Annotated in this window: 8 protein-coding genes; 3 read left to right on the top strand and 5 right to left on the bottom strand. The window is 67.7% G+C overall.

Going from position 1 to position 11618, the window contains the following annotated elements; translation table 11 throughout:
• Nucleotides 1-903 carry a LysR family transcriptional regulator gene (locus H6717_27515; protein MCB9580808.1) on the bottom strand — a complete coding sequence of 301 codons (903 nt, stop codon included), beginning with the start codon at nt 901-903 and terminating at the stop codon, nt 1-3.
• A 102-nt stretch (nt 904-1005) separates the two neighbouring features.
• Here H6717_27515 and H6717_27520 point away from each other — a divergent pair, with 102 nt between their 5' ends.
• Nucleotides 1006-2124 carry an aldo/keto reductase gene (locus H6717_27520; GenBank protein ID MCB9580809.1) on the top strand — a complete coding sequence of 373 codons (1119 nt, stop codon included), beginning with the start codon at nt 1006-1008 and terminating at the stop codon, nt 2122-2124.
• Between the two features lies 1 nt (nt 2125).
• Here the strand turns inward: H6717_27520 and H6717_27525 are convergent, their stop codons facing one another.
• Together H6717_27525 and H6717_27530 are read right to left on the bottom strand one after the other, a co-directional pair.
• Nucleotides 2126-3118, bottom strand: coding sequence for a DUF695 domain-containing protein (locus tag H6717_27525; GenBank protein ID MCB9580810.1), 993 nt, complete (start codon nt 3116-3118; stop codon nt 2126-2128).
• The gene (locus H6717_27530; GenBank protein MCB9580811.1) at nt 3118-4476 is read right to left on the bottom strand and encodes an Ig-like domain-containing protein; all 1359 of its coding nucleotides are present in this window, start codon (nt 4474-4476) and stop codon (nt 3118-3120) included. Before H6717_27530 ends, H6717_27525 begins: the two co-directional genes overlap by 1 nt.
• Nucleotides 4477-7031: 2555 nt before the next feature.
• Here H6717_27530 and H6717_27535 point away from each other — a divergent pair.
• Nucleotides 7032-7997, top strand: coding sequence for a creatininase family protein (locus tag H6717_27535; GenBank protein MCB9580812.1), 966 nt, complete (start codon nt 7032-7034; stop codon nt 7995-7997).
• A 516-nt stretch (nt 7998-8513) separates the two neighbouring features.
• Here the strand turns inward: H6717_27535 and H6717_27540 are convergent.
• Together H6717_27540 and H6717_27545 are read right to left on the bottom strand one after the other, a co-directional pair.
• Nucleotides 8514-8837 carry a hypothetical protein gene (locus H6717_27540; GenBank protein ID MCB9580813.1) on the bottom strand — a complete coding sequence of 108 codons (324 nt, stop codon included), beginning with the start codon at nt 8835-8837 and terminating at the stop codon, nt 8514-8516.
• Nucleotides 8838-8967: 130 nt separating this feature from the next.
• On the bottom strand, nt 8968-10392 hold the full coding sequence (locus tag H6717_27545; protein MCB9580814.1) for a DUF4139 domain-containing protein: 1425 nt from the start codon (nt 10390-10392) through the stop codon (nt 8968-8970).
• 123 nt (nt 10393-10515) lie between these two features.
• On the opposite strand from H6717_27545, the gene H6717_27550 reads away from it, so the two are divergent.
• Nucleotides 10516-11604, top strand: coding sequence for a 6-phosphofructokinase (locus H6717_27550; GenBank protein ID MCB9580815.1), 1089 nt, complete (start codon nt 10516-10518; stop codon nt 11602-11604).
• Nucleotides 11605-11618: the final 14 nt, after the last annotated feature.

The raw sequence follows: 11618 nt of genomic DNA on the forward strand, positions 1-11618 counted from the left end.
TCATGCCCTTCGATCCTTGTGTTGGCTCGCCGCGGAACCACGCGTGACGGACCGCGCGCACGCCACGAAGGCGGCAAGCTTCGGATCTTGCTGCGTGGCCCGCGGGTAGTAGAGGAACAGGCCGGGATGGTGCGGGCTGAACGCATCGAGCACGACCTCCAGCCGTCCGCTGCGGACGTCCGGGTGGGCTTCTTCTTCCGCCACCATCGCGAGGCCGAGGCCGGCGCGGGCGGCGGAGAGCAGCAGATCGACGTCGTTGGACGAGATCGGTCCGCTGACGCCCACGTCCAGCGGGCGACCCTTGGCCTCGAACTCCCAGCGCCACTGTTCGCCGGTGGTGGGCGAACGCCAAGCGAGGCAGGTGTGGTCCAGCAGGTCGCGGGGCTCGTTCGGGCGCCCGTGACGGGCGAGGTAGCGCTTGGAGCCGACCACCACGAAGCGTGCGCGCTCCGTGAGGCGCACGGCGACCATGTCCTTTTCGACGGCTTCCCGAAGACGGATACCAGCGTCGAAGCCCCGGGCCACGATGTCGACGTTGCGATCCTCCGCGATGACCGCGACGTGCACGCCGGGATGCCGCCGCGCGAACTCTGCGAGCACCGCTGGTAGCAGACCGCGGCACACCAGCCGAGGAACGTTGAGGCGCAGCGTGCCGACCAGCTCGTTGCTGGGGGTGCGCGCGGTCTCGAGGGCGGCCTCTGCCGCGGCCAGGGCTGGACGCGCGCTGTGCGCCAGCCGGCGGCCGGCGTCCGTGAGGTTCACGCTGCGAGTGGTGCGCACGACCAGGGAGCTGCCGAGCTCCCGCTCCAGTCGGGTGATGGCTTGGCTCACCGCCGAGGGCGAAATTCCCAGGCTCGCGGCGGCACGAGAGAAGCTCAGCTTCTCCGCGACCGCCAGGAACACGGGGAGCTGCGAAATGCCGCCTTGTATTGATGAGCTGCGCTTCATGCCGCCTTGCAGATTACGACTATTCTCGAAGCAATCCCAGGGGCCCATGCTGGGGGCATGAGCGAGCAACAAACACGGTTGGACGGCGTCTCCGAGTACTCCCTGTTGGGCAAGAGCGGCCTGCGGGTGAGCCCGCTGTGCCTGGGCACCATGACCTTTGGCACGGATTGGGGTTGGGGCACGCCGAAAGAGACTTCGTTCCGCATCCTCAAGCGCTACCTGGAAGCGGGCGGCAACTTCGTGGACACGGCGGATGGCTACACCAGCGGCGTGAGCGAACAGATGCTGGGCGACTGGTTCGCCGAGACCAAGCGGCGCGACGAGATCGTGCTGGCGACCAAGTTCACGTTCAACATGCGTGCCGGGGATCCCAACGCGGGCGGCAACGGTCGCAAGAACGTATTGCAAGCGCTGGACGCCTCGCTACGCCGGTTGCGCACGGATTACGTCGATCTGTACTGGCTCCACGCCTGGGACGGCCTCACCCCCGTGGAGGAGGTCATGAGCACACTCGACGCGTTGGTGCGCTCCGGCAAGGTCCGCTACATCGGTCTGTCCGACGTTCCGGCGTGGTACCTGTCCCGAGCGCAGACGATGGCGGAGCTCCGCGGCCTCGCCAAGGTGATCGCGCTGCAGCTCGAGTACAGCTTGGTGTCGCGCAGCATCGAGCGGGAGCACGTACCGGCGGCGCTGGAGCTGGGCATGGGCGTTTGCCCTTGGAGCCCGCTGGCCAGCGGCTTTCTGACGGGGAAGTACACGCGAGGTGCCGCGGGCGCCGAGGGCGACGGCCGCTTGGAGGCGCTGCAGAAGAGCGGTCATCCGGTGATCAAGAATCTGTTCACCGACAAGAACTGGCGGATCCTCGACGCCCTCGTGGGCGTGGCCAAGGAGCTGGGCAAGACCCCGGCGGAGGTGGCCCTGGCCTGGACCGTGCGGCGCCCCGGCGTCAGCTCCATGCTCATCGGAGCGACGAAGATGGAGCAGCTGGAAGCGAATCTACGCGCGCTGTCGCTCCGCATACCGCCGGAGCTCGCGGCGCGACTGGAAGCGGTGAGCCGACCGGAGCCGGCTCACCCGTACAACTTCTTCGAGCCGGACATGCAGGGCGGTATCACGGGCGGCACCGTCGTGCGGAGCGAGCCCGCGTGGTTCCGCGGCGGACCGACATCCAGCTGAACTACCAACGGTCGAGGATGTCCCACTGCGGGTCGTGCACGGCCTCCACGTCGATCTCCCAGGCGGGGTGATTGCGCTCCCACTCTTCGATGCGGGGCAGCGCGGGGCCGCCGGCGACGACGTGTAGGTGGATCACGCGCTGACCGAGGCCTGTCTCGTGTCCGATGAACACGGCGTCGTGCCCCAGGGCCTCGAGCAGCGCGTCCTCCATGGCATCGAGCTCTTCTCCGACGGCGGGGGCGTACAGGCCGCTCTCGTTCGCGGGGTAGGGGATGACGATCTCGACGTGGGTGTCCATCAGCAGGTGATCGAGGCGCTTGAGGCCGAGATTGGCCATCACCAAGATGGGCATGCCGTCCTCCGTCTTGCCTTGCAGCAGCGTGAAGCTCTCGCTGGCCTCGTCCAGCTCGCTGATCGAAGCGCGCAGATCTTCCAGGGAGGCCGTTCTCTGGAGCGGCGCCGGGCTGATGTCGATGCTGCCGACGAAGCGATCCAGATCGTCTTCTCCGAGCACCTCGTTCAGGTACAGGAACGCGGCCGTGAGTCGGTGCTCTTCGCCCACCTCGGTGAGCTTCGGGTGATGAGCGGTGATGTGCAGCAGGCGGCGCACGTCGTCGGGCTCGATCTCGATCTGAAGCGCGTCGAAGTCCAGATCTACGCCGTCGAGCTTGAGCGAGAGCTCGCGAGTGCCGGGGCTCGGCTGGCGGGCGGGGTGGTACTCCCAGACCGCATCCGCTTTCGGTGCCCGGGCGAGCCAACGCTCCGTGACCACGCGGAGCTCGGGATTGCCCTCGCCGGTCACGCACAGCTGATGCTGGGCGTCGAGGCCCGGGCCCAGCTCCCACGCGAGATCCGGATGCATCGCCTTGACGTTCTCGCTGATGGGCTCGACCCAACCGTCGAGGGAGTGCTCGGCGATGGCGCTGGCCAGGTCGTCCTTGCTGGCGTTCCACCAGCGCCAGAACGTGTCGATGCCTTCGGCTACGTTGGACATCAAAACGCCTTCAGGTTGGCGGCGGCGTTCGGGGCGGACGCGCTGGGTAGCGCGAGCAGCACGTACTGCACGAGGTCCCGGGGCGTGGCGCCGGTGCCGTCGGTGGCTCCCGAGAGCATGTTGTAGACCCAGCCGTTGCCGCCGTCGCCGGTGTAGTCCACGAGGTACGTCGTGATCGCGAGAGACGTCGGGTTGCCGAGCTGGGAAAGATCGATGCTCGCTTCCAGGTAGCCGGCGGCGCGGTGCACGGTCTTGCCGGTGGTGGTCCAGTCGGTGTTCCAGTCCGTGGCGTTGGCGATGCGGAACTCGGAATAGCTCGCGCCGTCGACGCGCTCCTTCCACTGGTAGTGGAGCTTCGCCGAGGTGCCGAATTTGGCCTTGCTGTCGCTGGACGTGGCTTGGCCGGTGGCGAGGCTCGCGTCCTCGCTGAGCAGCACATAGGCGAACTTGTTACCGCTGCCGGTGCCGGCGGCGAGGATGTCGGGGTGGGCGATGCCGAGGTAGAGCTTCTGCGCGTCCATCGCGACGTAGATCTTGCCGCCGGTCGTCGAGGACGCGAGCTCGTCCGTGGCGCTGGCGAAGTCGTTCGTGCCGTCCACGGTGATGGTGTGGAAATACCGGGTGGAAAAGCCGCCGCTGGTGAATGCCGCGGCCAGGGCGTTCTGCGCGGCGTCCTTGGCGCCCACCGTCACGCGCACCTTGTAGCTGGTGAGGCTCGCGAGGTTCTGGGTGGGCGTCAGGGTGGCGACGGCGTTGCCGGAGCCGAAGGCAAGAGAACCCGCGACGCAGGTCGAGAAGTTGTCGGAGGAGACTTGCAGCGTGCCCGTGCACGCGGCGTTGGCGGTGAGAGACGCAGTGTCCATCGCTTCGCTGAAGGTGACCGCGACGGTGCTGGTGGGCGCGACGGTGTCGCTGCCGTCCGCCGGGGCGACGCTCTGCACCGTGGGCGGTGTGGTGTCCCCCGCGTCCGCGCCGGCGTTGCCGCCGGTGCCCGCGTCCGTGCCTGCGTCCGTGCCTGCGCTGCCACCGGTGCTCGCATCCGTGCCGCCGTCGCTGCCCGCCGCGCCGGCGCTGCCGCCGCTGCCCGCCGCGCCGCCGCTGCCCGCCGCGCCGCCGGTTCCTGCGGTACCGGCCGTACCCGCCGTGCCGGCCGTGCCGCCCGTCCCGGCAGTGCCGCCCGTCCCGGCAGTGCCGCCCGTCCCGGCAGTGCCGGCAGTGCCCGCCGTGCCGCCACTGCCACCCGTAGCGCCCGTGCCCCCAAAGCCGCCGGACTTCGGCGGCTCGGAATCATTGGCGCTGCACGCCGGAGCCGCCGCCAGCCACACACTCACGAAACCCAAAAGCCACCGCGTCTTCATGGTGGGCGGAGGGTAGAGCGTCTTTTGGCAAGTTGAAACAGGCGCTCTCGCGAGACAGACGTGCTGCAGCACCGCGCGGTCCGGCATCAGCGGCGAGGAAGCCGTTCGGCACGAACTTCCCGACGCGCGAGGGGTGGCGCGCGGCGAGGGAACCGTTCGGTTCCGAAACGAATTTCAGGGCGCGAGAGGGGCGATGCGGGAACTGCTGGCGTGTGAGGGGGTAGCGCGGCGAGGGAACCGTTCGGTTCCGAACGAATTTCGAGGCGCGAGAGGGCGGCGATCGCGGCGAGATCGCGGCGATGCGGAACTCCTGGCGTTGCCGGCGCGATGGAGCCCTGAATTTCGCGCGGCGAGGGCGGAGCAAGGTCGTTCGAGCTGCTCGCCGGACATTGGAGGGCCGCGGCGGCGATGCGGGCGATGCGGGAACTGCTGGCGTTCGAGGGGTAGCGCGGCGAGGAACCGTTCGGTTCCGAACGAATTTCGGCAGGCGCGAGAACTCGGCGTGAGTCCGGTGATGCGGGAACTGGTGTGCGTTCGAGGGGTGGCGGCGCGGCGAGGGAACCGTTCGGTTCCGAACGGTCGAACGGGCGCAGGGGAGAACCCCGGCGTGAGAGCGGGCAGTTCGCGGCGAGGGGGCGTGGTGAGGGTGCGCGGCGAGGGAACCGTTCGGTTTCGAACGAATTTCGGGGCGCGAGAACCCCGGCGTGAGAGGGCAACCGGCGTGGCGAAGGGTGGCGTGCATCGACCGGAACCGTTCGGTTCAGGAACGAATTCGCGGGCGCGAGAACCCGTGGCGAGTGCGGTGCGGGAACTGCTGGCGTTCGAGGGTGGTGCGCGGCGAGGGAGACCGTTCGGTTCGAGACGACGTCTCCGAGGCGCGAGAACTCGGGCGTGAGAGTGGGAACTGCTGGCGTGGAGGGTGGTGCGCGGCGAGGAACCGTTCGGTTCGGAACGAATTTCGAGGAGGCCCCGGCGTGGCGTGGCGTTCGCGGCGGGGCGCCGTCGCCTGGCGCTGCGGCGACGACCATCGAGAGACGCGCCGGCGCGGCGGTGCGGTCGGGGCCGGCGTTTGTGGGCGTGCATCGACCTGCGTTGGATGCAGGCGATGTTGCGTGGGCACCAGTTCGCAGCGCTCTTGAGCCGGGGCGCCAGTATGTGAGTGCTGGCGGGCCGGTGTGGCGCGAATTATCCATGGGCGCGTGGGCGGATCCGGTCGTGCGTTGGCGATGCAGGACTACACTGGCCGTCGACGCAGGGCGCGAGAGCGGATGCGGGACACTCGCCGAACCAACGGGCTGGCGCGAGGGTAGCGTGGCGAGGAGTCTGGTTCGGAAACGGTCGTCAGAGTTCGGCTGCGAACGCAGCGGAACCGTCTTCCGAAGATTTCGATGCGCGAGGGCGAGACGCTGCGTGTGGTGGACCGTGGCGATGGCTCGTCGAGAGGTCGTCAAGAGTCGCCAGTGCGGGCGGGATGCGGGCGGACGAGACGGTTGAGCAGGTGGCGGCTCGAAGAGTTCCTCGAAAGCGGCGCCGAACTGAGTCGTGAGAACCTCGAAACGGATCCAGGGCATTCGGGTAAAAGGCAGCCTTCAATTTCTGGGCGGCGTGAGCTTTCATCGGCGCGCGTCGTGGCGGCGATTGGGCGACGGTCGTGCGGAGCGTAAGCGCGCACCGGGCGACGCCTTCGCCAAGCGTAGTCAGAGCTGTCGCGCTCGCGAGGACCAACGTCTCGAACGCGAGGTGCAGGCAAGCTTCGAACGCAGCTCCCGACGGTACGGCAGTCCTCGGTGTCCACGACCTGCGCAACCGAGGACTGCGCGGGAGCAAACGTCGCATCGAACGCGCCATGCGGAATCTCGGCATTTCAGCTGCCCGCGTGGTTTCGCGTGACGACCGCGCTCGCCGCAGAGCATCCGAAAGCGCCTAACATCGTCAACCGCAACTTCGCGCGGCGGCACCCGGACCAGGTTTGGGTCGGAGATATCACGTATATTCGGACGCGCGCCGGCTGGTGCTATCTCGCGGTACTGCTCGACCTGTGCAGCAGTGGCGGTCGTTGGCGTCGGCCCTGGCGCGCGAGGCGTCGACAGAGCTGTCGCCACGAGCCCTCGAGAATGGCGATAACGCATCGACGACCAAAACGTTGGTTGGCATCACACCGACCAGGGTTGCCAGTACACCAGTGGCGCGTATCGGAGCGCTATCGCAAGCCGGAATCCGAAGCCAGTATGAGCCGCCGCGGGAAACTGCTGCGGGGGACAACGCCGTTGCCGAGTCGTTCTTCGCCACGCTCAAGACGGAACGGCATCCATCGCCAGAGCTGCGGTGGCCGACGCCTCACAGCCCGGGGCGCGCTATTCGCGGGCGATTTTACAATCGGCAGCGACTACACTCGGCGATGCGGGCAGAACACCAGCCCGATGCGGGCCGGTCCAATTCGAACTCAATGCGGCGAGTGCCGGTGTGGGCTGGTGTCAACGGATATTCCACGGTGTGGGTGTGGGCGGGCGGGAGTGGCCTGTCGACAAGGGCGCCCAGCGGCTTAGAGTTCGTCCGTGCCCGAGCTTGCCAGTCTGCCCCACGCCGAGGCCCGCGCCCTGCTCGAGGGCGGCGCCACAGTGTACCTCGCCGTCAATCCCGTGGAGTACCACGGGCCACACCTGTCGCTGCACAACGACGCGCTGATCTCGGCGGGGCTCATCCGGGATCTGGCGGCGCGACTCGATCCGGAGCATCCGCCGCTGACGGTGGCGGATCTCGAGGTCGGCGTGGAGCCCTGCGCCGGGCCGGGCTCGCGGCACACGCCCTACCTCACGGTGTCCGCGCTGGTGCGCGAGGCGTGTCGCGCGCTGTGCGAAATGGGCGCCACGCGTATCGTGCTGATGACATTTCACGGCTCCCCGCTCCACGGCGAAGCGCTGGATGACGGCATCGAGGAATGCGCGAAGCACGGCGCGCGCGCCTTCGCGCCGCTCGCGCTGGTGATGCGCCACATGCTCGAGCTCGGGGATCCGGCGCCCTACGCACCGGCGGTGGCGCACGTGACGGACGCTCGGGTGCGCGACGAGCTGCTCGACAAGCTGCCCCTCGACTTCCACGCCGGGTTCTTTGAGACGTCCCTCGCTCTGCACTACGCGCCAGACTCGGTTTCATCGCTTCGCCTGCGGCTGCCGCCATGCCCGGACATCGTCCCGGACGCAGCGCTCCGCCGGGCGAGCTCGGCGGCCCGCGCCCTGGGTCGCGAGGAGCTCGCGCGGGAGCTGTCCCTCGCCGCGGCGGGAAAGGGCTGGAACGCGCTCCGCCCCTTTCCGGGCTACACCAGTCGCCCCGCGCAGGCCACGCGGGAAGCCGGCGCGTTCTTCGCCGGGGCGCTGATGGACGCCCTCGAGCCCGTCGCTCGCGGCGTGCTCGACGACGGCGCCGAACCCCCACGTCCGATCTTGCGCTGGCTGCGCCGGCTCACGCTACAGGGCCGGATCCCCACCAGCCACGTTCCGGTGGACGCCATCCTCCGCCAGTAGCGCCACGCCGCGGCGGTTCGTCACCGCGGCCCTCGACCGCTCCAAAGCTGGTTCGAAGCGAGCGACGGCTGGATGGCCGAGCACAGAGTCCAGGTCCGAGCCGCAAGGGGAGCGCACGAAGATGGGGGACCGCCACGGAAGACAGGATGCGTACATCCTATTTCCCGTGCACCTGAAGGGAGAGAGTCATTGCGAGTCGCAGCGTACGTGCGTCGGGAGGGGCCGAGTCGTGAGCCTGCACGCGGGGCGCGAGGTTCCGCGGCGGACCGACAAAGGCAGACGTCTGCTAGAGCAGGTGCGCGACGAGCGCCAAAGCGGGTGCGCGACGAGCGCCAAAGCAGGTGCGCGACGAGCGCCAAAGCAGGTGCGCGACGAGCGCCAAAGCAGGTGCGCGACGAGCGCCAAAGCAGGCGCGCGACGAGCGCCAAAGCAGTTGTGCGACGAGCGCTAAAGCAGGTGGGCGACGAGCGTCAGAGCAGGTGGGCGACGAGCGCTAAAGCAGGTGGGCGACGAGCGTCAGAGCAGGTGGGCGACCAGCCAGAAAGCGCCGCCGAGGCCCACGCCACCCATCGCGAACTTCTTGACGTCCGCGAGCGTGGCTCGCGTTTCGCCATCCGCCTTGGCGCCACCGTACTTGGTGACATCGAGATAGCGCGCCAAGATCATGAGCCCGAGCACCACCCAAAAGCCGATGCTCACGGCGGAGTGGAATGCCGGGTCGTCGCGAACGATGATGGCCAGGGAGCCGAGCAAGGCGAGCTGCCCACCCATCATCCAAAACAAGCGCAGCAGCAGGCTGGCACCACTGAGACTCTTGGCCTCTTTCTGGGTCTCTTCCACGGATTGCCTCCGTTGATGCGCGAATGGCGGCCCGACCATTCACCTGAGACCTGCACGACTCACGTGCCGTGCACCCAACGCCCAACCTAGCTCCCTGAACGCTCAGGTCAAGACTGGGGAATGCGCAAAATCAGCACCAGCGGACCCGGACGCGATAGCTGATCTTGGTTTTGCCGTTGGCGGGGACCTTCACGTCGAAGGTGAAGGTGAAGGCGTCCTTCTTGTGGTGCGGGTGGGACTCCTCGAGCACCGTCCAGTCCCCGCCGATGGGCTCGAATACCTCGACCTGGGCCGCCTGCTTCTTGTGATTTCGAAGCTCGATCTCCCAGCTGCTCTCCGAGGTGCAGCTGCCGTAGGCGCGCCAGGACATCTGCTTCCTGTCGCCCACGACATCGAAGGCGTCGCCCATCTTGATGCGAACCTTCTCGTCGACCGGCGTGTGGTCGATGCTGTCCTCCCCGATGAACTGCTTGGCACCGCTCTTGTCCGCCTTGTACACGCGCACGATGCCCTTGGGCAGCGGCATGCCGAGGCCGTTCTTCTTGCTGTTGTCGATGTCGAGGTACACGCCGACCTTCTGGTTCTTCTGAACCTCGCCGTAGCGACCGCGGTACCAGTACTGCTGCCCATAGTAGATGAGCTTCTTTTGCACCTTGGCGCCCGGCGCCTCGAGCAGGGTGACCTGCTTCTGCTCGTTCTCGAGCACGTCCGCGGGGCGGCCCAGGGTGTACAGGTGGTACTCGAAGAAGCTCTCCTCGCGAAAACCGGAGTCGTCTTCGTCCACTTCGCGCTTCTCGCGCTCCGCCCCACCCATGGGCAGGCTGACGTCGCTCACCCGCTGGACGTCCCCCGCCACCAGCTTCAGCCGCGCGTTCTTGTACGACGCGCCGGAGTTGTTGGTGAGCGTGACCCACCCCGTGAGATCCCCGGCGCTGTCGTTCGCGTTGATCACGAACACGTAGTCGCTCTTCCAGCCGAGCCCCCGCGTGAGGTAGGTGGCCTCCACCTGCTGCTGTGCCCGCTGGCTCGAGAGCATCCACACCAGCGTGGGCTTGGACATCAGGTTCTCCGGCACGCCGGGAAAGGCGACGCGCCCGGGAAAGCCGTAGGTGACCTCGCCGCCAATCTCGTACACCGGTTGCCCGTCCGCCACGCTCAGGATCTTCGCGTCGTAGATCTGATCCTTTCCGGTCTTCTCGTTGAAGCGATAGAGCCGCACGTTCTTGCCGACGTACTTCTCGAGCAGCTTCGCCGGGGTGAGCAGGTCGTAGCGGTAGTTCTGCTCCAGCACGGACAGCGCGTTCGCCCCCGTCAGCGACTTGATGGCCACCGTTTCCGGCTGGATCTGCGAGGCGACGTCGCGAAACTCGAGCGCCACCCGGCCGCTGCCCAGGTTCACGTCGCGCACCTCCCGGACCAGCCCGAAACCGCCATTGTAGACGGTGATGCTCACGGCCTTGCGTTGGTCCGCCCCGGAAACCTTGGCCCCCTGGGCCGGAGCGCACACCACCAGAGACGCCAGCAAAGAAGCGAGCAGAGAGGGGAATTTGGGCATGGGATTGTCGGCTCGTCGCGGAAAACGCGCGCCCCGCTCGCACCTTACACCTGAGGGCCGGCATTTTCCCGCCCCGGGGCGGATGCTATCCGACAAGTGGTGAAAATTCGACGCATCGGGATCATGACGGGAGGCGGGGACTGTCCGGGGCTCAATCCGGTGATCCGCGCCGTGGTTCGCACCGCCATCCGCCAGTACGGCTGGGAGGTGTTCGGGGTGGAGGACGCCTTCAGCGGGCTGGTGGACCTCAATTACCGCTCGCCGCACGGCAACCTGTGGCTCACGGAGGACGTGGTCTACGGGATCATCCGCCGGGGCGGCACCATCTTGGGCACGTCGAATCGTTCGGATCCGTTTCACTACCGAACGGAAGAGAACGGTCAGGTCGTCGAGAAGGACATCTTCGACCAGGTGCTGGCGAACTATCACCAGGTGGGGCTCGATGCGCTGATCAGCATCGGCGGCGACGGCTCCATGGGCATCGCGCAGATGGCCATCGAGCGCGGTATGACGAACATCGTGGGCGTGCCCAAGACGATCGACAACGACTTGGCCGCCACGGACTACACCTTCGGATTCGACACGGCAGTGCAGATTGCAACGGAAGCCATCGATCGCCTGAAGGACACCGCAGAGAGCCACGACCGCGTGATGCTCGTGGAGGTGATGGGCCGCGACGCGGGTTGGATCGCGCTGCACGCCGGCATCGCGGGGGGCGCGGATGCGATCCTGATCCCGGAGATCCCGTATCGCCTCGAGCCCATCGCGCGCGCCATCAAGGCGCGCACCGCAGCGGGGCATCCGTCGTCCGTGGTCGTGGTGGCGGAGGGCGCCAAGCCGGCGGGAGGTGACGCGAGTCTGCTGGGCCCGAAGGAGGCGGGCGCGATGCGTCGCCTGTTTGGGGCCGCGGGGCGGGTTGCCGAGGGCCTCGAGAAGCTCATCGACCGCGAGCTGCGCTTCACGGTGCTGGGCCACGTGCAGCGTGGCGGTAGCCCTTCGAGCTTCGACCGCGTGCTCGGCACCCGCATGGGGGAAGCGGCGGTGCACCTGGTGGCCAGGGGAGATTTCGGGAAAATGACGGCGCTTCGGGGCACGGAAATCGTACCCGTGAGCATCGCCGAGGCAGTGGGTCATCAGAAGCTGGTCGATCCTGACGGCTCCCTGGTGAAGACCGCCCGGGCGCTGGGCGTCGTATTCGGCGACGAAAGCTGACTTCCGTCAGCGGC

The organism is Polyangiaceae bacterium, assembly GCA_020633235.1.
Lineage (GTDB): Bacteria > Myxococcota_A > Polyangia > Polyangiales > Polyangiaceae > JACKEA01.

Coding starts and splice junctions, on each gene's coding strand:
- H6717_27525 (MCB9580810.1), bottom strand. CDS start 3,118: ATGTCCAACGTAGCCGAAGGCATCGACACGTTCTGGCGCTGGTGGAAC.
- H6717_27545 (MCB9580814.1), bottom strand. CDS start 10,392: ATGCCCAAATTCCCCTCTCTGCTCGCTTCTTTGCTGGCGTCTCTGGTG.
- H6717_27530 (MCB9580811.1), bottom strand. CDS start 4,476: ATGAAGACGCGGTGGCTTTTGGGTTTCGTGAGTGTGTGGCTGGCGGCG.
- H6717_27520 (MCB9580809.1), top strand. CDS start 1,006: ATGAGCGAGCAACAAACACGGTTGGACGGCGTCTCCGAGTACTCCCTG.
- H6717_27550 (MCB9580815.1), top strand. CDS start 10,516: ATGACGGGAGGCGGGGACTGTCCGGGGCTCAATCCGGTGATCCGCGCC.